Consider the following 24,203-nt stretch of genomic DNA (forward strand, 5'->3'; position numbering starts at 1 on the left):
AATGATGCAGAAAGATTGAATCTTTCTGCAAAATACAAGCCGGCCGATTGAGCAGCAATCACACCTTCGAATGATTCTTGTGCCAGTCCGTATTAGCCGGGGGAGATCCGCGCGCTGACGCAGGCACCCACCGCGCAACGAATGGGCAAATGCTTATCTGGCGCTCTGAGGAGCCTGCACTTGCTGCAACTTCTTGATGAGCTCGGCGACAGAGCGCGCATTGAGCTTGTGCATGGCCTGCGCCCGATGGATCTTGACCGTGACCTCGCTGAGACACAGGCGGTCGGCAATCTGCTTGTTCAACAGACCCTCCGCAACCATCCCGATCACCTCGCGCTCGCGGGAGGTCAGTGAATCGTAGGCTTGACGAATGCCCGCAACGAGCTTCGCCTGGCGCCGCAGTTCGCCATCGCGCTTGAGCGCCGCAGCGATCGTATCGAGCAGATCCTGATCCTTGAATGGCTTTGTCATAAAATCGAAAGCACCGGCTTTCATCGCCTTGACGGTCATGCCGATATCGCCGTGTCCCGTCAGAAAGACGATGGGAAATCGAATGCTCTCTTTAAAAGCTTCCTGCTGAAGCGTGAGACCGCTCTCGCCTCGCAATCGAATGTCGAGAATGAGACAGCTCGGCACATCCGGCATCTTCTCGGCGAGAAATTCGTCAGCCGATGCGAACGCTCGAACCTCGATGCCCACCGACCTCAGCAGACTGTTGAGCGCGCCTCGGATAGACTCATCGTCGTCGATCACATACACGAGCGAGTCCGGTAGTTGTTCACTTCGCGTCCCAACGCTATCGTGTGTCATCGCTCGATCTTCGAAATGTTCGTGACGGCGTAAAGCTGCCGATGCTCGCCGTATGGTAAGCAATATCGAGACTTATCGCTACCGCTTGCAAACTGTGAGCATTGCTTTCCTTTGAAGCAGGCGCCCCCATAAATCACACTCGTCAGCCCGGCTCCTTATGGCACACCACGCCTGAGAGCTTCACGGGTCATACCGGCGTATGAGGGACCGCATGCCGGCAAGATACAGCTTCAGCCATTCGGAGAATGGTCAGGGTGGCGCTGCACGCCTAACCTATATTACGAACGGGTCATCGCGCTGTCGGCATCGTCGGTCAGAGTGGGTGCGCAAAATGAAAGTCGCTCTTGTAGTGCATGATGGTGTTCAGGCGATGGACGTGGCAGGCGTGCTCGACGTGTTCGCCGAAGCGAATCGTTTGCTCAGCGAGTCACGTCGGTATCAGGTGTCCCTCGTCGGAGAGCACGCAGGCGGGGTGACCTGTTCGAACGCAATGCAACTGTGCGTGCCGTGGGCTTACGTGGACTTTCGCGCAAACCTCGATGTTCTGCTGGTGACAGGCGCCTTTCACCCAACTCACGTCCGGCCGAAGCAGGATTTTCTGGACTGGCTGCGGCGACGCGCACTCGAATCGAAGCGATACGGCTGCGTTTGCAACGGCGCATGGCTGCTGGGGCGCGCAGGTCTGCTCGATGGCAAGGAGATCGTTGCGAATTGGGCCGACGCGAGCCAGATGGCCGGCGAATTCCCGCGCGCCCGGATACGTCCCGACAAGATTCTGATCCGCGACGGACGCCTGATTTCATCTGGCGGCGCGACTGCCGGACTCGACCTTGGCCTCTCTCTCGTCTCGCAAGACTGGGGCCAGACGCTCGCCGAACAGGTGGCAAGACGTCTTGGCGCCAATCTGCACAGCGAGCCCTACGAACGCAATCCTTGCATTGCCACGCCAGGCGATGAAAGCGCGATTATCGGAAGAGTACAACGCCATATCGACGACCATCTGTCCGATGTCCTTTCGATAGAGCAACTCGCCGGCGCGGTCCATGTAAGCCGGCGCACGCTATCCAGGATTTTCGCGAAGCATCTCCACACGACCCCTTCTGCATTCGTGGATCAGGTCCGTGTCGGTGCGGCAAAGAAGCTCCTGGAGGAACGCAACATTCCGATGAAAACCGTCGCGTTCGATTGTGGCTTTCATAACGCCGCTCACATGCGCATGGTGTTTCAAAGGCTCCTCGAGCTTACCCCCCGGCAATACCGCCAACAGTGCCACCCGACCGAGGTCGCCGCCTGAGTGATCGCCGCGTGCGCAGCGACGTCAGCCCGCCGCGATTTGTTCTCATGACGCAAGACTCTTTGTCCATGGTGTGTGTTCGCATGAGCAACCGATGCGCCTACAGTGCTCCTTCACCGGATCCGTCGATTCGAACGGCCGTCTGGCCGACTTACCCTTACTGCGAGATACACAATGAGCACTTCCAGGATCATCATCGTCACCGGGGCATCGCAAGGCATCGGCGCTGAAACCGTCAAGGCCTTCCGCGCGCAGGGCCATCGCGTGGTCGCCACGGCCCGTTCCATCACACCGGCTGCTGAAGCCGACTATGTCGCCGTGGCCGGCGATATCGGCGATGCTGCCACGGCTCGCCGCGTGGTGAACGCCGCCATCGAGCACTTCGGTCGTGTCGATACGCTCGTCAATAACGCGGGCATTTTCATTGCGAAGCCCTTCACGCAGTACACCGCCGACGACTACGCCGCGATCCTGAACGTCAACCTGAACGGCTTCTTCCATGTCACGTAATATGCGATCGAAGCTATGCAGAAGCACGGCAGCGGGCACGTGGTCAACGTCACCACCACGCTTGCCGACAAGGCCAACAGCAAAGTACCGTCAGTTCTTGCGTCGCTCACCAAGGGCGGTCTGAACGCTGCGACGCGCTCGCTCGCAATCGAATATGCGCGTGCGGGAATCCGTGCCAACGCGGTTTCGCCCGGGGTGATCAAGTCACCGATGCATGCTCCCGAAACGCACGCCACGCTTGGCGCGATGCATCCGATCGGTCGCATGGGGGAAATGAGCGACATCGTCAATGCGATCCTCTATCTCGACTCGGCGCCGTTCGTGACGGGCGAAATCCTGCACGTGGACGGCGGCCAGAGCGCCGGTCACTAAGCGCTCGAGCAACGCCCGCGCTCCGAGACTTGATGGCTCGTCGGGGCGCAGGCGCGCGGCAGCCGCTCATGCCACGTGGGTTAGCGTCTTCGTAATGACGAGCCGTGCGTCGCGCTGGCGGATGTTCGACAAGTGATTGTAGTGATTGAAACGCAGCATGCGTACGCGCAGTTTCGCCGCCGCGATGTTTTTCTAAACATCGAGCATCGGCAGTTCCGTTTCGACCGGCTCGCCCAATTCGGCCGGCGATGGCCTGTTTGCAACACCCGCAAGATACTCGTCCATCGTCTTGTAGCAGGGCCGGCCATTCACCTCCCCCCGCCACGATCGCGTGCGCATCGAACACCATTCTCAGTGGCTTTACATCCCTCGCCGGATGGCGTCGAAATAGTGCTGGACGAGTTCGACGATTTCGTTGCTATTGTTCGTTGCAGTCCGCTCCTTATTGATTTCCGCCCGGTCCGCAATTCGAAACGGGCTGTGCAATCGCTTGCGCAGCCCGTTTCGAACAACCCAGGATCAAACGCGATCAGGCAACCAGCCGCTCGATCTGGTTGAATCTTTCTTCGAGGGTGTTGACGCTCGCGTAGCCCGAATTCACGGCGTACATCCGACCTTGCTCTTCAAGCAGCAAGGTCGGAAACGACGCGACGCCAAGCGCCCGCGCGCGCGCAAAATCGCGCTGCGTCTCTTCTTTCGCTTCTACCCCTGCCCATGCCAGGTAGAACGAGTCGGCACTCACCTGAACGCCTACGGCCGCCAGCGCTGTCGCTGCGATATCGCTCAACACGCGAGCGTCGGTCGTATCCAACCCCTGCACATAGAAGCCATTCTGAAGCGCGCGAAACACCGAAAGCAATGCATCGCCACTGACGAACCGGCGCGCCGCCACAACGGCACGGCAAACCGGCTCGGTATCGTAGACGAACCCCTCGCGCGCCATGAACGCTTCGCGGTTGAACGGCAAGCCGCTCAGCGCTTCCACGCGTTGCCAGTGCTGCAGCCGGAAACGCTTGCCGGCTGCATCGAGAACATCGGTCGCGCCCGCGCGAATGCCGCCGACCACGATTTCCAGTTTCAGATCCGGCACGCGCGCGACGAGCGCTGAGAGCTCCTTGCCAAAGCCATAGCACCACGAACACATCGGATCGCCGACATAGATCAGTTTCATTCTTGCTCGCCCAAATGAAGAGACAACGCGGGGACCGCAGGACCCCATGCCCCGCATCGCTCCCAGCCATCGCAATGACTATAGGGTTGCGGTCTGACTCGATAAACGCAGTAGCCAGAACATCTTTTGTTACTTGGCGGAAAGACGCAATGCGACTCACGAGCGAGCCCGCGCGCTTGTACCGGGCTGGAACATGTCGGAAGCCGGTTGATCACCTGCGCGCGTGCCCCCGGACTGGTCGCGGTCCCTCGATGGAACGAAACTTTTCCACCACGAACCGCGGCTGAATGCGATATGCGCATCGTGGTGCGCTCGCGGCGCAAATGCCTGAGGGCGGCCGCCGGCGACGCGATCGTCGAGAATCGCGACCCGCGGCACCTTCCGCAAATCAGGATCATCGGGACCGAATCGCCATTGCAATCGGCAATCGGCAATCGGTGTCACGGCATGGGTCGCGCCGGGACCCGACGTCACCATGAACGCGCCGAGCTTTCCACTCGCGCCCGCGTACCCGCAGCGATGAAACCGGCGGTCGGTTCGTTGGCGGGTACGACGAGGGTGATCCGACGCTCGGGCTCATCGGCGTGGCAGTTCGTTAAACGAAACACCGCGGCTGACCGTCGGCTGCCCCTACCATTCGGCAATGCCTACGTCCAAGTCCTCGTCGTAGAACGCCACGAGAAACTCTTCTGGCATCAACCACGAATCGACGCTCACGGTTTGTGCGCCAATATCGACATCGACCTTCGCATCGGCATCCACGGACTTCATCGCATGCACGATTGTCGGAAGATCGTCCTTGCGGATCTCAGTTTTCATCGCGAACTTCATTTTCCACCTCTCTGTATGGGGAACCAGTCTGGACAACTATAGGATCAACGTCCACTGCCACCAACCAGGGGCGCCTCAATTCACTCTTTACACGGCGTAATCAAAGCCCCGTCAATCCGGTGCATGCGGGGCAAGCGCCCCGGCCGTTGAAGCTGCGCGCGTTTCTCGACTTCATGTCGCGGCGCCTCGAGGCGCGCATGTCCACCGCTTGAATTCCCCGCGTTATTGCGCGCGAGTATCAACTGTTGTTCATCGCAGGCGGTTTCTGTCAGCGTCGTTCGTGCGTAATCTTGGCTCGCAATAGGGAAAACGCAAGGCGAGTCGCAATGGATATGTCAGCAATCACCGCCATCAAGGCTTCCGCGCCCATCGAACCCGCGCTTGCGGAGCAGCCCGCGTGGCGCCGGGTGTTTCGCGAGGGCGCGCTCACGGTGGGACTCATCCTGCCGCTCGAAACGCATCCGGACTCGCCTTTCCCGACCATGCGCGATCATGTCGCCGTGGCGCAGCGCGCCGAGTCGATGGGTGTGGCCGCGCTGTGGATGCGCGACATCCCGTTCTACGACCCCGCGTATGGCGACGCCGGGCAGATTTTCGAACCGCTGGTGTATATCGCCAGCCTTGCGGCAGTGACGAGCGAGGTCGCGCTCGGCACGACCGGCATCGTCTTGCCGATGCGCGACCCGCTCTTGCTGGCCAAGCAGGCGAATTCGCTCGACCAGTTGACGAATGGAAGGCTGCTGTTGGGCATGTCGTCGGGAGATCGGCCCGCCGAGTATCCTGTTTTCGGCATCGACTTCGATACGCGCGGCGAGCGGTTTCGCGACGCCTTCCAGACCTACCGCACGGTCGGCGAGCAACCCTTTCCTGTGTTCTCCTCACTCCGCTTCGGCAAATCGGATGGCACGCTCGACATGCTGCCCAAGCCGCAGTACGGACGCATCCCGGCGATTGCGGTTGGACGGGCGCAGCAGAGTCTCGAATGGATCGCGGCGCATATGGACGGTTACCTCGGCTTCGTGCCCGGCCCCGACGCGCTCGATGCATTCGTGCGCGGCTGGAACGAGCACGTCGCTCAGTCGATGGGCCGCGAAGCCTTCAAGCCGATTGCGTTTGGCGGCTACCTCTATCTGCACCCAAGGCCTGACTACCCGTTCCGCGCCATCAAGGGCGGATTCGTCATCGGCAGCCGCTCGCTCAGATACTTTCTCGAGCAGGCACGAGAAGCGGGCGTCAGCCACGTCGCGCTGAATCCGAAAGTCACGCCTCGCCCGTATGCCGACGTATTGGACGAATTGCACAGCGAAGTACTGCCGTACTTTATCCCGGAGGTTTCTCATGCAACACGCGAACATACGTGAAGCGCTGCATGCGCACTGGCAAGCGTCGGCGGCCGGCGATCTCGAAGCCGAACATGACATCTACGCCGACGACGCGATCTGTGACTATCCCCAATCGGGCGAACGCATCCATGGGCGCAGGAATTTGCAGGCCCTACGCGGACATCACCCCGACAGGCCGTCCGGTTTCAAGGTCAGACGAATGCAGGGAGAAGGCAATCTCTGGGTGACCGAGTACACCATCACATACCAGGGGCGATCTGCTTTCACCGTGAGCATCATGAAGTTCCATGACGGCAAGGTCGTGCACGAAACTCAATATTTTTCGGATCCCTTTGAGGCGCCCGGTTGGCGCAGCCAATGGGTTCAGAAGATCACACCCACTTAGCCGATAACCAACTTGGCTTTAGCTCCTGGACGCCTTCCAATGGCCCAGGGGTGCACCCGTACAAAAGCGAGTGGTAGCCGGCCATGCCCGGCCGGCCAACTTCGAGCGCGCGGCGTATTCACGCCGCGCTTCGCTCACTTCGACGCGGGCATGGCGAATTCAGCGCCCTTGTCGATGCTGTCGGGCCAGCGCTGCGTCACGCTCTTGTAGCGCGTGTAGAAGCGTACGGCTTCCTCGCCGTAGGCGTGATGATCGCCGAACAGCGAGCGCTTCCAGCCTCCGAACGAATGCCACGCCGACGGCACTGGACTCGGCACGTTGATGCCCACCATGCCGATCTGAATCTTCCTGGTGAACGTGCGCGCCGCTGCGCCATCCGCTGTGAACAGGGTGACGCAATTGCCCAGTTCGTGCGCGTTGACAAGTTCGATTGCACTGGCGAGATCCGGGACGCGCACCACCGAAAGCACCGGCCCGAAGATTTCTTCCCGGTAGATTTTCATATTCGGCTGCACGTTGTCGAAGAGCGTGCCGCCGAGGAAGAAGCCCTCTTCGTGCCCCGCCACGGTATGGCCACGCCCGTCCACGACGAGCTTCGCGCCAGCCTCGACGCCCGCATCGATATAGCTCCGCACCTTGGTGCGATGTGCGGCACTGATAAGCGGCCCCATGTCCAGATCGGGCTCCATGCCCGAACCGATGCGCAGCGCGCGCACGCGCGTGGCAAGACGCTCGACCAGTTCGTCGCCGATGCGCCCTACCGCCACCGCGACCGAAGTCGCCATGCACCGCTCGCCCGCTGAGCCGTATGCCGAGTTGATCAGCGCATCGACGGCTTGATCGAGATTGGCGTCGGGCATCACGACGAGATGATTCTTCGCGCTGCCCAGCGCCTGCACGCGCTTGCCGCGTTTGGCGCCCTCCGCGTAGATATATTCGGCCACCGGCGTGGAGGCGACGACGGACATCGCTGCTACGTCGGGATGCTGAATCAGCGCGTCGACGGTGCCCTTGTCGCCATTCACCACGTTGAAAACACCTTTGGGAAAACCCGCCTCGATGAAGAGTTCCGCCAGCCGGATCGACGACGACGGCGTGCGCTCCGAAGGCTTGAGGATGAATGTATTGCCGGTCGCGGCGGCCATGACGAACATCCAGCACGGCACCACCACCGGAAAATTGAACGGTGTGACGCCGGCAATCACGCCCAGGGGCTGACGCAAATTCCAGCTGTCGATGCCGCTGCTGCTTTGATCGGTGAAATCGGTCTTGAGCAGGTTCGGAATGCCGCACGCGAATTCAACGATTTCGATGCCGCGCATCACCTCGCCCCTGGCGTCCGAGAGCAGCTTCCCGTGGTCGCGTGTAATGAGTTCGGCGATTTCGTCCAGGTGTGCCTCTAGCAGCTCCTTGAACCTGAACATCAAGCGTGCGCGCTTGAGCGGCGGGGTTTCGCTCCAGGCCCCAAAGGCGGTCTTTGCGGCCGCGACGGCGGCGGCAACTTCAGTGGTATTGGCAACCGGCACGCGCGCTGAAACGCGGCCGTGGGCGGGATCGTACACGTCGTTGAATCGGCCGCTCGCGCCAGCGGTGTATTCACCGTCGATGAAATGTTCCAGTTGGCGCACCGCGCCCTGGTTTGCTTCGCTCATACGTCCATCCTTTACAGGTCCAGCGCTGCGCATGGATCGAAAAGAGTCCGCATTGCAGCGCGCATCAAGTCAAGTGGCCGGGCATCTGCATGACTCCCCGCCGGGATCGACAGTCATTGACCACCGACGAGAACAGTCTATGTTTTACGGCTGCCGACTGAGGTGCTAGCTGCGACGGTTTCGGGACATTCCGGGCTCGTTTCCGGCCAGGGCGACCAAGCGGAAGTCTTCGCTATCCGAAGAGTCGAATGGCGTGGCGATGCGGCGCTAAACACGGACTGGCGGCGAGGCGTTGCCTTGTGCGGGAAGCGTGAAATGAAAGCGGGCGCCAACGGGGTCGTTCGGCGTCACCCATAAGCGCCCGCCGTGGCTTTGCACGATCGAGCGGCAAATGGGCAATCCCATGCCCAGACCGTCGGACTTGGTCGTGAAAAAAGCCTCGAATACGTCCTCCGGATTGCCGGCGCCGAGACCCGGCCCAGAATCCTGCACGGTAATGCAAAGTTCGTTTTCGCCGGCCCTGTCCGTGCGGACAAGTAACGTGCGCTCGCCGGTTTTCATTTCGCTCATCGCTTCGAGGGCGTTGATCATCAGATTGAGCATGACCTGCTGCAGTTGCACCCGGTCGCCCTGAACGCGCGGCAACTCCTCGGTAAGCTCCACCGTGAGTTCAACCCTGGACTTGCCGGCTTCGCCGCGCACGAGCGCGATCAGTTCCTGAATCATGTCGTTGACATCGAGCCCATCGGTGCGCAGCGGCTCTTTCTTGAAGTAAGCGCGGGTCCTGTCGACAATGCCATTGGCGCGGTCGCTGTCCGCGATGATCCGGGTCAGCGCGAGACGCGCTTCGTCGAAATTCGGTGGGCGGGCCGCGAGCCAGCGCAAGGCCGCGCTCGCATACGCCGCGATCGCGGTGATCGGCTGCTTCACTTCATGCGCGATCGACGCCGATAGCTGACCCATCGTCGCCACGCGGTTCGAATGCGCCAACACCGTCTGAAGTTCGCGGTAGCGTCGTTCGCTGTCGCGCACATCCTGTTGCGCACGCTTCTGCCCGGTCAGGTCCAGGATGAACGCGACGCCCTGCCCCTCGCGGTCGCCGAATGCCGCTGCGCCAACCATAACGGGCACCCGGCTGCCGTCCTTGCGAAAATATTCCTTCTCGAATGGTTTGGCGCTACCCGTGGCCGTCAATTCGGCCCTCACATGTTCATCGCGTTCGTGCCATTCCGGCGGAGTGAGGTCGGGCCAGCGAATCCGCCCGGATCGGAGATCTTCGGCGGAATAACCCACGATGCGCAGAAACGCATCGTTGGCGTCGACGACATTGCCTTCCAAGTCCCAGATGTGGATGCCGATGATATTGGAATCCACCAGACGCCGCACCTTTGCTTCGCGTTCCTGAAGATCGGCATACAGACGAGTGTTCTCCAGAGAAATGGCAGCCTGCGACGCGAGCAAATCGAGCAGTGCGGAGCGGCGTGCGGTGAACACGTGCGAAGTCTCGGTGTTCTCCAGATACAGCAACCCACTGAGTTTTCCCTGTCTGACGAGCGGCAGGCAGAAGACGGACCGCGTGGCTCCGCTCGCCAGATACCCGTCTTCAGGAAAAAGACCGGATGTCACGGCATCGTCGATGATGACGCGCTTGCCCGTGTGCATGACGTAACGCAGCAGCGCGGCCGGTGTCGCGCAGCCGCTATCCGGCAAACGCTTCACCTCGATTCCGTTGCCGTCGATACGCGCTTCCGCCTCGACGCGGTAGCCGTCTGGCTGCTCGGGCATGATCAGCAGACCACGGTCGGCGCCTGCGGTTTCCAGCGCGATCGTCATCAGGCGCTCGACCAGGCTCTTCAGTTCGATCTCGCTGGAAAGTGCGTGGGATGCCTTGAGCAGCGTTGCGGCGTCGAACTGACGCCAACCGAAGCTGAGCGTCGAGGTCAGCGTGCTGCCTTCGAGATCGGCCAGACGCGGGAATTCGCCGTCGAGCTGCACGATCTTGCTTTGCGCGCCCCATGCGACGAAGCATCGGCGCGCATTGCGCAAATGGCCTTCGGCGCTGGTCGCGAGACCCATGCGCAAATAGAAGCGGCCGGCAAGTTCGCTGGCGAGGCCTTCGTGATGCGCAAAGCCATTCTCGCGAGCGGAGCGAATGGCCTGCTCGTACAGGTGCATCGCGTCGAGATCGCGCCCTTCCAGACGCGCGAATTCCGCGCCGAGCAACGCATGGCGGTTCTGATAGTTCTCCGGACAGTGTGCGGCCCAGATTTCAAACTTCTCGAGTGCCTCGGCCAGCGTGCGTTTGTAAATCCTCTGCTGCTCGGCGGAGGACTGGGGATAAAGCGCCGTCAGCGTCAGCATATGAAAAAAGTGAAAGGTCGGCTCAATCGCCAGCGCCATCACCGGACTAAGTACTGCCTGTGCCCGCTGCGCGGCCTTCAGCGCATCGGCGTAACGGCCTTCGAGAAACGCAAGAATGACTTTGATGATTCGATAGACGCCAATGGCACAACCGAAATTCGACTTGACGATCGACTCGAAACAGGCGGTTTCGTCGAAGGTCTCGTCATTCAGATCGAAAGCTTTGGCGGTCCGTCCCCGCAGACTGATGACGCATTGCCGTTCGACGCGAATCAGTTCGTAGACCGCGTCGTTGTGGCTCTGCCGCATGAGCGCCGCGTACCTTTCCGCTATCGCCTGCACGTCTTCGAGCGCGGCCCCGCTCTCGAGCGCCTGCCAAACCGCGTTGAACGCCACGTTGCCGGCAAAAACGAAATCGCCCGCTTCCATACATTCGGCTGTCGCCCGTTCCAGCACCGGAAGATTCTCGGCGATGTGGCGGCGCCAGAAATTGACATGAGCGCCATACAGGTGCAGCAGTTTCCCATTGAGGTGCCGATTACCGAACTTCTCGTTTAGCTTCAGCGACATCTCCGAAACCTGAACCGCAGTTGGGATGTCGCCGATCAGCGAAACCAGGATGAGCGCGTAATTGCCGAACGCAAAACTGGAGTTCTCGGTATTGCCGTGCTGCAAGGACAGATTGACCGCCTTTAGCGCGATGAGCGGATAAAACGCGGGCCGCGCCGCAAAAGCGCAGTTCATCGCCTGCAGGAGCAGATTGACGATCGCGTGGATCGCAGGGTCCGTCGCCACCGGCGCGTCAACCAGTTCGCCGATGGAGCGGCCGGCCTGATTGACGCGGACGTCGTGCAAGGCGGTATGGAACGCCGCCTGAATCTCCTGGTCGGTGTCAGGAAAGCAGACACCGAAGCCGCGAAGCGCGACGAGCGCGACCGCGAAGCTTTCGTCATATCTTCCGGCGAGCTGATACAACTCGATGCGCAGGCTGTAGACCTTTGCGCGGTCAAGACTGGAGTGCGCCGCGGCAAGCATCATGTCCGCCAGGGCATCCGCTTTTGCAAAATCGCCCACCAGATATTCGCACTCCGCTAACGCAAGATAGAGTTCGAACGTGCTCTCGTAGCGCCGCGTCCACGCATCGGGCGACAGCAACGCCACGGCTTGCGCCAGATAGTCGCGCGCGGCCACGTAGGCCGTCGAACGCATGGCCCGCCTTCCCGCGATGAGGTTCAAGGCAACGGCCTGCTCACGCTCCGTTTTGTCCACGATCAGCGCCGCGCCGCGATTGAGATGATTGACGATATCGAAAATCGCATCTTCGAGTGCATCCGGCGGCGTGCGCGACACCAGCGCACGGCCAATGCGCAGTTGCGCGGCGGCACGCTCGTCGGCGGGAATGAGAGCGTACGCTGCCTCCTGCACCCGATCGTGCGCGAATACATAGACATTGGCCTCGCGAAACACCAGGCCCGCTCGCACGGCTTCCCACAGGTCAGCGTGCATCTTCTCTTCGGAGCCGCCTCGAACCCAGGTCAGCGCGGCGACTTCGGCAACATTGCCCAGGCACGCCAACTGGCCTAGTGCGTCGCGCGCGGCGGGCGGCAGCCGGCTCAACCTGGTCGCCATCAGATCGGCGACGTTCTCGGTGTAGCCTTTTGCGCGAATGCGCGGCAGTTCCCAACGCCATTTCGCCGCGCGCGGGTCGAATGTGAGCAGGCCTTCATCGGCGAGCGCGGTCAGAAACTGGATCGTGAAGAACGGATTGCCGCCGCTTTTCTCATGCGCCAGCTGCGCGAGCGGTGCGGCGTTCGCGCGGTCACAGTGAAGTGCATCCGCCACGAGGTGTGCCACGCTGTCCCTCGTGAGCGGTGCAAGCTCGATTTGCCGCACTCTGCCTTCGGCCTGGGCAATCGACTCGAGCGTGCGGGCAAATGGGTGCGAAGCGTCGACCTCATTGTCCCGATAGGCGCCGACCAGCAGAACGTGCCGCACGTCCGGATGCGTGGCGAGATGCGCGAGCAGATCGAGCGTCGCCGTATCCACCCACTGCAGGTCGTCGATAAACAAGGCGAGTGGGTGCTCTGGCCGCGCAAATACGCCGAGAAAACGTCGAAATACTATCTGGAAGCGATTTTGCGCGTCTTGAGGTGGCAGCGTCGGTGCGGCCGGCTGCTCACCGATGATGAGCGCAAGCTCGGGAATCAGATTCACGATGAGTTGCCCGTTGGGCCCGAGCGCTTCCATCAATGCGCGCCGCCACGGCTCGACCTCGGCTTCCCGTTTGCTCAGCAGGTTGCGCACGAGGCTCTGGAAGGCTTGCGCGAAAGGCACGTACGGAATGCCGCTCCGGTACTGGTCGAACTTGCCGGACGCGAAGAGACCGCGCGGCGGGACCAACACCCTGTGCAGCTCGTTCACGACCGACGACTTGCCGATGCCTGGATAGCCCGAGATCAGCACCAGTTCGACCGACCCGCTGCCCACCACGCGATCGAACGCGGTGGTCAGTGCCTCGATTTCCGCCTCGCGCCCGTACAGCTTCTCGGGGATCAGCAACTGGTCGGACGCGTCGTGCTCCCCCAGCGGGAAGGGGTCGATGCGATGCTGCGCTTCCCATGCTGTGAGGCATGAGCGCAAATCGGCCTCCAATCCCGCCGCAGTCTGATACCGGTCTTCGGCGGCCTTCGAAAGCAGCTTCAGCACGATGCCGTCGAGCGCCTGCGGAATCGCGTCGCGCAATGCACGGGGCGGCGTGGGCTTGCGCGCGATATGGCAATGAATCCACTCCATCGCGTCCGAGGCCTTGAACGGCAGCGACCCGGTGAGCATTTCGTAAAGCGTGACGCCGAAAGAATAGAGATCGCTGCGCGTGTCGATCGAACGGTTCATGCGTCCGGTCTGCTCAGGCGCCATATACGCGAAGCTTCCGGCCACGATCTCGGGCGGTGGGGGCGGCTGATGTTCGTGCGGCAGTTGCGAAGCAATGCCGAAGCCGGTGAGCCGCACGTTGCCGCTACTGTCGACGAGCACGTTCGCCGGCTTGATGTCTTTATGAACGAGGCCACATCGATGCACGTGGCCCACCACCTTCGCCAGATTGACCGCGATGCGCAACAGGCGCGCGAGTTCGAACGGGCCCGCAAGCGAGCGACTGAGCGGCTCGCCGCCGTCGTCGTCGAGCACGAGCATGGGCGGCTCTCTGTGCCGGTAGAACGCGAGAGGCCGCGCCGCCCAGCTCGAATCGAGCAACGCGGCAAACCCGTATTCGCGCTCGAGGCGCTTCACGCCCGCCAGGTCCGCACGCGTGGCGACTAGCGCGAGCACCGAGACGGGATGGCTGGGTTTGCGGGCGCGATACAGTGAAAAATCGCCGTCGTCGCGCAGCGGCTCCAGCTCATATCCAGCGAGATCCACGGCGGACGCTCCTGTCATGATGCGATTTTCATTCGCAGATGATTTTGCGCGCGCGCCCGTCTTTGCGCCATTGCCGGCGCAGCGAAGTCATCGATTGACCTGAACAATGGACATCGAGCGATGGATTACCCGCCATAGGTCGACTGCCATCCCGCTCGCAGCGCTTTACAAAGCGTAATAAGATTCGTGGCCGCCGTGGCTCTGCGCTATTCGAGGTTTGCTACTGCGCGACCGAGAGCGCGCGCTCGTTGATGGTCACGGCCTGCGCCAGCCGGTCGCGGCGGCGCTGTTCGGCCTCGTAGGTTACGAGCGCGTCGTCCACCTCCTGCCACGCGCCCAGCACCGTCTCCTCGTAGGCGATCGCAGCCTCCTGTTGTTGCGCCTCACGCAGCTGCGCCGCTTCTTTCAGGCGACTGCCTTTGAAGAGGGGCCGTCGTGAAAGGGCCGACGACGAACTGCCCGGGCGCCCAAGTGGCCAGACTCGAGGGTTGCAGACTCTGAAAGCCCGCACTTCCGCTGAGCAGTCAGCGTGAACGCGGTTTGCCCAGATCGTCTCACACGCCTGCTTGAGGAAGGCGTGGATATCGCCATAAGTATCGGTCATCTCGAAGAATCGTCCACATTTGGGGGCGTTTCGGCTCCATGCGGCGGCAAACCTTCGCGGCTCCCGCTTATTTCGCCGAGCATGGAGAACCCACGCATGCGCGCGATCTGGTCAGCCACATTTGCGTTTCCGTTACCGGAGTTTCGCAACCGCGGAAATCTGGTGCCCACTTTTCGGTCATACGAGCAGGAATCAACGCCGGTCAACCTGCTTCATCTCAAGCGGCGCGGGACGAGCCGAAAAATTCGGTCTTTCATGTCCTTCGTTACTGAAACGCTGCGAAACAATGCCCAATATCTACAGCCGCTTATTCATTCACGCGACACGTCGGCCGTCATACTGAGTTCTCGGTACCCAACTCGGACCGGGAATCGTCGTTATGCACTCGTCCCTCCCCCGGAATCGCACGCGAAGTTCTTTTGGCGTGATGCTCAGCCCCCCGAGGCAACGCCATGCGCATATGCGGGGCGCGATGAAAGCGCCGCATTTAAATGCTAGCGTCTTGAGCGGCGAATCAGGGTCCTCCAGGAGTTTCCACGCCATGTCGACGCGAACCCGCTCGACGAACGTGCGGCGGGAACAATCGCCAGAACGTTGTTGATGCAGTCGCATGGAAGCTAGCCTGATCCCAAGCAAAGTAAGCGTCGTTCGTATGGCTTTTTCACTGCGCGTCATCGCGCCCGGCTTGCTGCCATTTGTTCCTGCGACTCACAACTGTTTGTCCACGTCCCGTATTCACGCCGGAGGCGTAGATGCGTAAATTTGTCGTCATCGGAACAGCAAGCCCGATCAGAAAGATAGTCCAACCTATTTCGAGGTTTAGATGAGTCAATCCCCCAAAGTCGTCGTGATCACTGGCGCATCGCAAGGTATCGGCGCGGAAACCGCCAAGGCATTCCGCGCTCTCGGCCACCAGGTGGTCGCAACGTCGCGCAACATCAAACAGACTGACGATGGCAATCTAGTTGCAGTGGCCGGCGATATCGCCGACCCGGCCACGGGTCGCCGTGTCATCGAAACGGCCGTGTCGCGCTTTGGCCGCATCGATACGCTCATCAACAATGCCGGCATTTTTTTGGCAAAGCCGTTCACCCAATACACGGCTGAGGATTACGCGACGGTGACCGCTACCAATCTCGCGGGGTTCTTTCATATCACGCGGCTCGCAATTGCGGAGATGGAAAAGCGCGAGCGCGGGCACGTCGTCACGATCACGACGACGCTCGTCGATCACGCGATCGACGGCGTGCCGTCGGTGCTGGCCTCGCTGAGCAAGGGCGGTCTCGCCGCCGCAACGCGCTCGCTGGCTATCGAGTATGCCAGGCGCGGCATTCGCGCCAACACGGTTTCGCCCGGCATCATCAAGTCGCCGATGCACGCGCCCGAAACCCACGCCGCGCTCGGCGCGCTGCATCCGATGGGACATATGGGCGAGATGAACGACATCGTGAACGCCATTCTCTATCTCGACTCGGCGCCATTCGTGACGGGCGAAATCCTTCACGTCGACGGCGGTCAGGTCGCCGGCCACTAAAGCGCGCTGCGCTCCACTGGCTCCGCCGGACAGACGAGGAGCGCCGTTCGCCGGCGCGCCTTGCAAAGATCAACATTAAGGAAAGCGAAATGCCGATCGTCACAATTCAGGTTACACGCGAGGGCACACGGCCCGGCACGGATTCCGTCACCGCGGAAGAAAAGGCCCAGCTTATCAAGGGCGTGAGCCAGCTCATGCTTGACGTGCTGAACAAACCGCTGGAGGCGACCTTCGTCGTCATCGAAGAAGTGCCAACGGAAAACTGGGGATGGGGTGGCCTGCCTACCGACGTCTATCGACGACAGAAGGGACTCATCAAGTAAACGCGCGCGGCCCGCTCGAGAGCGAGCTTCGCGCGCAATTGCACCGGTTGCATTGTGGCGCTATCAATTTTCATCTGAGGCCTCGCATGAACACGGACGAGGGACTTCGAACACGTTCGCGCAATAGCCGCGCGAACGTGGCGGCAATGGCTGGCAACAATCACGCCTCACGCCCGGACCCATGGGAGCAGACACTCCTGCTACTCGACAGGCTGGGCGCGGCGGAATCACGCGCACAGAGCCTCAGCTCCACCGAACCCGCACCCAGTGCGCGCATCGCCGGGCCACCGCAATGACGGAAGGTGCGGCAAAGGGCGCGACGCTACGATCGACGCACCCTGCGCAGCCGTCGTTACGCTGCTCGAGCGCCTCTCCCCCCGAACCATTGTGTTGCGCTGGTGCTCCGCCTAGTGCCACTACGGCTATCAAATCTGGGTCTGCGCAAAGGCACGCCGGGCCGGCATGTGCGCGGTGAGCGGCAAAGCGATCCGTCGCGGCGATATCATCTACCGGTCCTCTACCCGAACGCCTGTCCTTCCCGTGAACGTGAACGCCATGATTCATCTTGCTGCTTTGGGCTGATGGGGGATCGGCAATCTGATTCGGCGCGCCAAGCGCGTCGACCGGAATTCTCTGCAACCGGAAGTTGTGAAAATGCATTCAAGGAGAGCATCGTGAAGATTCTGATGGTTTTGACTTCGCACGACGAATTGGGCAATACGGGACGCAAGACCGGGTTCTGGCTCGAGGAACTCGCCGCGCCCTACTACGTGTTCAAGGACGCCGGCGCGCAGATCGTGCTCGCGTCGCCCAAGGGTGGCAAGCCTCCACTAGACCCCAAGAGCAACGAGCCGGACTTTCAGACTGACCTGACACGTCGCTTCGAAGCCGACCCGGCTGCGGTGGCGGATCTGGGCAACACGGCAAAGCTCAAGGATGTCGCCCATGACGAATTCGACGCCGTGTTCTACCCCGGCGGCCATGGTCCACTCTGGGATCTCGCGGAAGACCCTGACTCCATCGGGCTTATCGAGCGCACGATCGCAGCCGGGAAGCCCGTCGATCTCGTCTGCCACGCGCCCGGGGTTCTGCGACACGTGAAGGGTCCGGATGGCAAGCCGCTCGTCAACGGCAAGTCGGTCACCGGCTTTACGAACAGCGAAGAGGAAGCGGTTGGGCTCACCAAGGTGGTCCCGTTCCTCGTTGAAGACGAGCTCAAGGCGAAGGGCGGAAACTTTTCGAAGGGCCCCGACTGGCAGCCGTATGTGCTCGAAGACGGGCTGCTGCTCACCGGGCAGAATCCCGCATCGTCGGGGCCGGCCGCAAAGGCATTGCTGGAGAAGTTGAGCAAGCGTCACTGAGACTCGGCCCTCGTGCCAAAAGAGTGGCGGCTGCCCGGCGCGGGCGCCGCCCGCAACTCATCATGGCAAATCGTCATCGCCGGAGCGTTGCAGTACCGGGTCGCGAAATGGGAACGTGGATCATCTTTGAGGCATCTATAGCTATCCGCAAGCGTTGGGTCGCTATCGGGATGGATCATGGCCAGAGGAGCGTGAGCGTTTTCTTGCGCATTGTTCCGAACGGGGTTTTGCGCGCGCGGCACTTCGACAGATCGCCGCTGAACTCCTCGTTGTCGCGCCCAATACTTCGATATCAGTGAATTCACGTTCGTCGCACAGGACGTAGAGGCTGCCGCTGATCGCTGGGTACGCCTTCAGTGTCGACGCCAGCGGATTCGCCATTGTCGCTGGTCTCGTCAGCGATTCGTTTCAACGGCCAGATCATGGCCGCGTTTTCTCGATTGCCTGGAGCAGCCACAACAGGAGACCCGACCGTTGGCACATCTGATCGAAGAATTTTCGGACTTCATGCACGATTGAGCGTGGACTGTCTTCAAAGACCATCGCGGATCGATGCTGGTAGGCGCGTCGCCGTCTCGACCACTTACAAACCGCAAAGCACCCTTTGGCGCGCCTAGCGGTGCGAACGACTAGGCGCAACTGTCGTCCCTGATTTGCCGATTGTCGATTCCGCTGTCAATCGCGACCTTAGTGTTCTATAACATAGATGCAGCAAGGTTCTTATTGGTCAATGACTTGACAACGTCCTTTCGCCAGCACACTTGTTGCGCACCCCCTCTGCCCCGCCCGGTCCCAGCCTCGCCCACGTAGTCATCGAATAGGTCAGGCTTTGCGCGCAAACGGTGCCACAAGCCAACTTCGCACTTGCTCGGCTAAACGTCGTTGGAGACGACGCTGTTTGGCATCTGATGGAGCGAAAAAGAATCGGCAAGTAGCGAGAAAAGGTCTATTGCAACTTTCGCACGCTACACGGGATGCCAATTTCCTTGTTATTCGAGGATCGTGCTTTTTGCAACCCATTGACGAAAAAGAGGTGACGAGATGAAAGTGCAACTTATAGGTGTAGTCAGTGCGGTGTACCTGCTCGGTGCGACCGGCGCCGCCCAGTCGCAGCAAATGCAACCGCCGGGCGCAACCGACCCGTCGTCTGCGCAGCAGCCCATGACAACTGCTCAGCCGGCCACGGCTATGGACCACACCACTGACCCGGGCTATGGACCCCAGCCCGGTGGAAGCAGCGGCAGCGGCAAAGCCAGAAACGGTGCGCCGTGCACAGTGGGCCTTTCATGCGATATCTTTCAGGGCAGCTAGCTCGCCCTATGTCGCCAACGCAGGCCTGACCCGCACGCGGAAATTTCAATGACCACGCGTTGATTGGGCCGCGAGTCAGAAAACCAAACCTATCGAACTTCATGGAGTACATAGATATGAAATCGCCAAAAGTCGTGGTAGCAATCGCCGCGGTTATTGCGTTCGGATATGTCCAGGCGCAGGATATGGCGCCCGCAACACAGCCCACAAATCCTAGCGTGGCTTCGGCAAATTCTGTGGGTGGTGTGCCCGCCACGAGGAGTGACGCTGGCGCTCCAATGGGAAAGACCCGGGCCCAGGTTAAGCAGGAGCTTGAGCAGGCACGCCAATCGGGCGAACTCGACCGCATAAACGCGGAGTATGGGGGTCAATAAGCACGGCGATTGCTCGCACAGGTCCGGGCTGATGTGTTCCATGGTAGTCGTCAATTTGCTATGCGGCTCGGGAAAAGGCCAGGCATGTTGCCCCCGAGAACGCAAACAATGGACAGGGGTTGTGTCGCGATAAGAATATTGTGACGACGCGATTCCTGGAAGATCAGGATCACTTATATAATCGGCGAATAGGATTGCTCGACACAGTCCACTAATGCCCGCGTCTTTCATCTGCCATTTTCCTGACCATTTTCATTACTTCGACACCTGACAGGGTAGCCTATCGCATGACTGCGCGCTCGGCTCGGTGGTTGGTCGACGCCAGCCTGCCGACACCGGCCCGTTCACAGTGATCCGAAACGGCGATCTTCAGCTCCGGGATGCGTGCGTGCGGTATCGGCCGTTCGTTCCAGATATTTCGAATAATCACAGAACCATGCGTGCTCGCCACGGTACACTCCACGGCGGCAGGATTTGGCGATTGGCGCGCTTTGAAAAGCACGCACGACGTCGGTGATAACGCCGAGTGGCAGCGATTTCTGAATCGGCTACAGTGGCCAATCAGAGATTGATAGGGCTGCTTCTGCATGCACACCATTCCTCAAAAGAGTGAGAGCGACCTCGAACTCGATCTTCACCATCTGCAAGTATTCGATGTCCTGCTGACCGAACACAGCCTCACCAAAGCCGCGCGCGTGCTCAACCTTTCGCAGCCCGCGTTGAGCAAGACGCTCGCGCGGCTGCGACTGTATTTTGGCGACCCGCTGTTCGTGCGTGTGGGATTGCGCATGGAGCCGACGCCCAAAGCGCTCGAGCTGTCGGAACCCGTGAGGTCGATACTCAAGAACTTTCGCGCTCTTCGCTCCGAGTACGCATCATTCGATCCGAAGATGTCGACACGCAAATTCAGTTTCTTTCTGGTCGATGCGGGGGCAATCAAGATCTTCCCGGCACTTCTGAACTATCTCGCGGCGGAAGCACCCGGCATCTGCGTGCAGTCGATTCCCTGCGATGCGCAACATCTAAATCTGTGGCTCGAATCGGGTCTCGTCGACCTCGCGATCGGCTCCTTCCCTTCGCTGACGATGGGTATCCGGCGCGTCCCGCTGTGGACCGAGTCCTATGTGAGCGTAACGCGCAGGGACCACCCGCGCATCGGCAGTCATCCGAGCAAAGCGGATTTCATCGCGGAGAAGCATGCACTCGTGTCCGCACTGGGCACCGGTCACGAACACCTGGCCGTAGAGCGGCTCATCGAGTCCGAGGTACCGAGCCGGAACATCGTGTGTCGGGTTCCGGTCTTTACGTCGGCGGCGCTGATAGCGAAACACTCGGATGTTATCGCGACCGTGCCGCGAAGCCTCGCGGTTGCAATGTGCCGCGATCTCGATCTGCAACTGGTTGAGCCGCCGATCGAGCTGCCCAGGCTCGAAATCGCCCAGTACTGGCACGATCGATGTCACCTCGAGCCCGGCAACCAGTGGCTTCGCAATACCTTTCGCAAGCTCTTTTCGACGCGGTGCTGAACTGCATTCCGCCACGGCGGGATCGAATGGAAACCCGAACGCGAATCCGGATGGAAGTTCGCATCGGAATCCGCGGGCGTCGCAAGATCTTTGCTACGGCTGCGGCACACACGATATGTGCACCGCCTGGCTCAGTTCACTGAGTTCAGCACAAAATCGTAGTCTAGTGTGTAGCCACCGTCCGGCTGTTTGACCCACTCCGCCACCAGCGTTTCTCTCACGCCGAATACGGCATCGGAATCCAGATAGCGATCCCCTTCGCGGAACACATGCGTGACGAGGGTCTGATAGTTCTTTGCGTTGATCATGAAATGAAGGTGCGCAGGTCGCCACGGGTGTCGCGCAGTCGCGCGCAGCAGTTCCCCGACCGGGCCATCGTCCGGAATCGGGTAGGCGACGGCGAGCACGGTACGAAATTCGAAGCTGCCGTCCTCCCGTGAGCTGAGCACGCCTCTCGCCTGATGGATGTCGAGATTCGGGTACTGAACGTCGTAATTACCCGCGGCGTCGGCCTGCCACACTTCGATCCGCGCACCCGCCACCGGTACGCCGTCGAGGTTCTTCACCGTGCCACGCACGATGCAAGGTTCGCCCGATGCCCCATTGGCGATGTCCGCGCCATTTGCGTACTCGGGCGCGCCGTCCACGTGGAATGGGCCGAACACCGTCGATTCCGTGCAACCTCGCGGCTTCCTGTTGTTCATCGCGACGGTCAGCATCGACAATCCCAGCACGTCGCTCAACAGGATGAATTCCTGACGTTTGTCGTCGCACTTGTGCCCGGTCCGGGTCAGAAATTCGATCCCAGCGCGCAATTCGGCTTCGGTCAGTTCGACGTCGCGAGCGAAATCGTGCAAATGAGTAATGAGGCTCGTGAGGACGAACTTCAAACGGGGATCCGGCGTAGCGGCCAGCAGATCGAGCACTGCGTCCGTGACAGTGTGTTCGTCGAGATTGCGCATGTTTGGCTCCGGAGGAAGTTGCGTGGATAACGCTAATCGAGCGATGCGAAAGCCTATGTCACACCGCTTGCTGAACTCGCCGTGTCACATACTCGGCCGCACGCCTTCGTAGGCGTCCTGTAGCAATTGCCTGATCGCCGACTTTTCTAGCGCCCTGGGATTCGGATACTGATTCTGCAGCGCGATCGCGCTCGCCTTGTCGAGGTCCGACTCTTTCATGCCGATGTCTTTCAGCGCCAGCCGTGCGCCGTTCTTTTCCGCGAGGTCGAACACGGCTTGCGGTGCGCTGACGCCATAAAGCGCGCTCGCGATCCGCCCCATCGCACGTGTGGCGGCCTTCGCGTTGTAGGCCAGTGCGTGCGGCAAGATGATCGCGTGCGTCTGCGCGTGCGGCAGGTCGAAGCTTCCGCCGAGCGTATGGCAAAGCTTATGGTGCAGCGACATTGTCACCGCCCCCAACACCGATCCGCACAGCCATGCGCCATACAGCGCATCCGCGCGTGCGCGCCGTACGTTCGCATCGTCGGCATCGAGAGTCAGTAGCGGCAGTGCCCGTCCGATCGCGGCGATGCCCTCGCCCGCGACCAGATCCGTGATCGGATTTGCGTCCACCGCGTAAAGGCCTTCAGCCGCATGAGCAATCGCATTGATCGCGCTGCTCACGCTCAGCGATACCGGCAACGAATACGTGAGCTCGGGATCGTAAATCACTGTCCTCGGTATCACGCGACTGTCGCGGCCGGTCTTTTTTAAACCCGCTTCGGTGATGCCGTAGATCGGTGTCATTTCAGAGCCGGCGTAAGTCGTCGGAATAGCGAGGATCGGGAAGTCCGACTCCAATGCAATGGCCTTTCCGAGTCCTGTCGTTGATCCTCCACCGATGGCGATCGCACAGTCAGCGTCGAGACGGCGCGCCACCTCGCGTGCCTCGCGGGCAACTTCGATAGGCACATGCATGGCCGCTTTCGCAAACACGCCAGCTACGCGCGCGCCGAGAAGTGCCGCAACGCGCTCGGCGTCCTCGCGCTGATCGGGAGTCGCGAGTATCAATGCGCGATGGGCGCGCAGCCGCTCGACTTCCGCTTCCAGCCGGCTCAAAGCTCCGGCACCAAATACGACGCGCTGAGCATGGCTCGTATAAACGAACTCGTTCATGATAGTAGTCACCTCAATTACTTTGGATCGGCTGTCGTGCCGACCGCAACGCGGCTCGCAGTCACGCTGGTTCGATCGAGGAACCTAACGGTCATTGCGTCACCGATGACGATCTTCGTGGTTCTCGCGGCCAGCACGCGAACCGCGCGGCCACCGCGGCCGGGTTGTTGCTCGCGTACCTGCAGGATCGCGCTGGTCCATGGCGACGCGCCCTGCTTTTTCACCGTGCCGGCGTAGTTTCCGGCGGGGGGTGAACACATGTCACCGGGCACGGTCAAGTCGATTGCATGGCAAGGCGCCGCGAGCAGGCCGTGCACGGTGCCGGGCAACTCGTGCGGACGGGCCAGCATCGCATTGGCCGCGACGATATCGCCTCGCTGGATCAAACGTCTGGTCTCGCTCGACGAGCAATGCGCGCCACCCGCGATGCGCGAATCGAGTTGCAACGGCACCGGAACGACCTCGAAGCCGAGTCGGCCGCCGAGCGCACTCAGATACTCGATATCGCCCCGTCGCCCGCTGCCGCACGCAAAGTTCTCGCCGACGACGAGTGAGCGGATGCCCAGTCTGCCCGCCAGCGTTTGCTCGACGAAATCGTCCGCGGACTCTTCGCTGCGAGCCCGATCGAACCGCAGCACCACGCAATAGTCGACGCGGCCTGTGGATGCGAGCAGCGACATCCGACCTTCGAGCGTGGACAGGAACGCGGGACAGGCGGCGGGACGCAGGGTGGCGAGCGGATGAGGATCGAACGTGACCACCACCGTAGGAAGCGACGAGACCGCACCTCGTTCCCGCAACTTCTGCAGCACATGTCGGTGTCCGTGATGGACCCCATCGAACATGCCGATCGACACCACCGACCCCGATAGTCTGAATTCGCGTGGATCGGAGATGACTAGCATTC

At 60.9% G+C, this 24,203-nt stretch carries 16 protein-coding genes and 4 pseudogenes; 10 read left to right on the plus strand and 10 right to left on the minus strand.

All coding sequences use genetic code 11. The annotated features are described in order from the left end of the window. Positions 1-153: 153 nt before the first annotated feature. Positions 154-810, minus strand: coding sequence for a response regulator transcription factor (locus AB4Y34_RS33135; protein ID WP_368718433.1), 657 nt, complete (start codon positions 808-810; stop codon positions 154-156). A 331-nt stretch (positions 811-1,141) separates the two neighbouring features. Between AB4Y34_RS33135 and AB4Y34_RS33140 the strand changes: the two genes are divergently transcribed. Together AB4Y34_RS33140 and AB4Y34_RS33145 are read left to right on the plus strand one after the other, a co-directional pair. Then, on the plus strand, positions 1,142-2,104 hold the full coding sequence (locus AB4Y34_RS33140; protein WP_176383572.1) for a GlxA family transcriptional regulator: 963 nt from the start codon (positions 1,142-1,144) through the stop codon (positions 2,102-2,104). A 174-nt stretch (positions 2,105-2,278) separates the two neighbouring features. Next, positions 2,279-2,986 (plus strand): annotated as a pseudogene (locus AB4Y34_RS33145) (SDR family NAD(P)-dependent oxidoreductase). A 529-nt stretch (positions 2,987-3,515) separates the two neighbouring features. Here AB4Y34_RS33145 and AB4Y34_RS33150 read toward each other — a convergent pair. From AB4Y34_RS33150 to AB4Y34_RS33160, 3 genes and pseudogenes are all read right to left on the minus strand, one after another. After that, entirely contained in the window at positions 3,516-4,157 is a 642-nt protein-coding gene (locus AB4Y34_RS33150) for a DsbA family protein (RefSeq protein WP_368718434.1), read from the minus strand. Positions 4,158-4,534: 377 nt separating this feature from the next. After that, positions 4,535-4,768 (minus strand): annotated as a pseudogene (locus AB4Y34_RS33155) (thiamine pyrophosphate-binding protein); the annotation flags it as partial. Between the two features lie 19 nt (positions 4,769-4,787). Then, positions 4,788-4,988 (minus strand): copper chaperone, encoded by a 201-nt coding sequence (locus AB4Y34_RS33160; protein WP_368598940.1) that lies wholly within the window; start codon positions 4,986-4,988, stop codon positions 4,788-4,790. Positions 4,989-5,320: 332 nt separating this feature from the next. Here AB4Y34_RS33160 and AB4Y34_RS33165 point away from each other — a divergent pair, with 332 nt between their 5' ends. Together AB4Y34_RS33165 and AB4Y34_RS33170 are read left to right on the plus strand one after the other, a co-directional pair. Then, a complete protein-coding gene (locus tag AB4Y34_RS33165) occupies positions 5,321-6,349 on the plus strand; it encodes an LLM class oxidoreductase (RefSeq protein ID WP_368718454.1) in 1,029 nt (342 codons plus the stop codon). Then, positions 6,327-6,716: a nuclear transport factor 2 family protein gene (locus AB4Y34_RS33170; RefSeq protein ID WP_176105813.1), complete on the plus strand. Its 390-nt coding sequence runs from the start codon at positions 6,327-6,329 to the stop codon at positions 6,714-6,716. Before AB4Y34_RS33165 ends, AB4Y34_RS33170 begins: the two co-directional genes overlap by 23 nt. Before the next feature lie 134 nt (positions 6,717-6,850). On the opposite strand, the gene AB4Y34_RS33175 is transcribed toward AB4Y34_RS33170, so the two are convergent. The 3 genes and pseudogenes from AB4Y34_RS33175 to AB4Y34_RS33185 all read right to left on the minus strand — a co-directional run. Next, a complete protein-coding gene (locus tag AB4Y34_RS33175; protein ID WP_368718435.1) occupies positions 6,851-8,368 on the minus strand; it encodes a CoA-acylating methylmalonate-semialdehyde dehydrogenase in 1,518 nt (505 codons plus the stop codon). A 267-nt stretch (positions 8,369-8,635) separates the two neighbouring features. Then, positions 8,636-14,146 carry an AAA family ATPase gene (locus AB4Y34_RS33180; RefSeq protein WP_368718436.1) on the minus strand — a complete coding sequence of 1,837 codons (5,511 nt, stop codon included), beginning with the start codon at positions 14,144-14,146 and terminating at the stop codon, positions 8,636-8,638. Positions 14,147-14,271: 125 nt separating this feature from the next. Beyond that, positions 14,272-14,667: pseudogene (locus AB4Y34_RS33185) on the minus strand (TolC family protein); the annotation flags it as partial. A 906-nt stretch (positions 14,668-15,573) separates the two neighbouring features. Between AB4Y34_RS33185 and AB4Y34_RS33190 the strand changes: the two are divergent. The 6 genes and pseudogenes from AB4Y34_RS33190 (at position 15,574) to AB4Y34_RS33215 (ending at position 21,179) form a co-directional block, all read left to right on the plus strand. Further along, positions 15,574-16,284: an SDR family NAD(P)-dependent oxidoreductase gene (locus tag AB4Y34_RS33190; protein ID WP_368718437.1), complete on the plus strand. Its 711-nt coding sequence runs from the start codon at positions 15,574-15,576 to the stop codon at positions 16,282-16,284. A gap of 89 nt (positions 16,285-16,373) precedes the next feature. Continuing rightward, a complete protein-coding gene (locus AB4Y34_RS33195) occupies positions 16,374-16,607 on the plus strand; it encodes a 4-oxalocrotonate tautomerase family protein (protein ID WP_176383589.1) in 234 nt (77 codons plus the stop codon). A gap of 423 nt (positions 16,608-17,030) precedes the next feature. Further along, positions 17,031-17,189 (plus strand): annotated as a pseudogene (locus AB4Y34_RS33200) (DUF3331 domain-containing protein); the annotation flags it as partial. A 92-nt stretch (positions 17,190-17,281) separates the two neighbouring features. Continuing rightward, positions 17,282-17,968 (plus strand): type 1 glutamine amidotransferase domain-containing protein, encoded by a 687-nt coding sequence (locus AB4Y34_RS33205; protein WP_176383590.1) that lies wholly within the window; start codon positions 17,282-17,284, stop codon positions 17,966-17,968. Positions 17,969-19,395: 1,427 nt separating this feature from the next. After that, entirely contained in the window at positions 19,396-19,653 is a 258-nt protein-coding gene (locus AB4Y34_RS33210; protein ID WP_368718438.1) for a DUF4148 domain-containing protein, read from the plus strand. Positions 19,654-20,240: 587 nt separating this feature from the next. Next, complete coding sequence (locus AB4Y34_RS33215; RefSeq protein ID WP_368718439.1) at positions 20,241-21,179, plus strand: LysR family transcriptional regulator; 939 nt, start codon at positions 20,241-20,243, stop codon at positions 21,177-21,179. Between the two features lie 131 nt (positions 21,180-21,310). On the opposite strand, the gene AB4Y34_RS33220 is transcribed toward AB4Y34_RS33215, so the two are convergent. The 3 genes from AB4Y34_RS33220 to AB4Y34_RS33230 form a co-directional block, all read right to left on the minus strand. Further along, positions 21,311-22,141, minus strand: coding sequence for an intradiol ring-cleavage dioxygenase (locus AB4Y34_RS33220; protein ID WP_368718440.1), 831 nt, complete (start codon positions 22,139-22,141; stop codon positions 21,311-21,313). An 84-nt stretch (positions 22,142-22,225) separates the two neighbouring features. Further along, positions 22,226-23,296, minus strand: a complete 1,071-nt coding sequence (locus tag AB4Y34_RS33225; protein WP_368718441.1) for a maleylacetate reductase — start codon at positions 23,294-23,296, stop codon at positions 22,226-22,228. A gap of 17 nt (positions 23,297-23,313) precedes the next feature. Then, complete coding sequence (locus tag AB4Y34_RS33230; RefSeq protein ID WP_368718442.1) at positions 23,314-24,201, minus strand: FMN adenylyltransferase; 888 nt, start codon at positions 24,199-24,201, stop codon at positions 23,314-23,316. Positions 24,202-24,203 lie beyond the last annotated feature (2 nt).

The sequence above is a fragment of the Paraburkholderia sp. BR10954 genome (genome assembly GCF_040965775.1).
GTDB lineage: Bacteria > Pseudomonadota > Gammaproteobacteria > Burkholderiales > Burkholderiaceae > Paraburkholderia > Paraburkholderia youngii.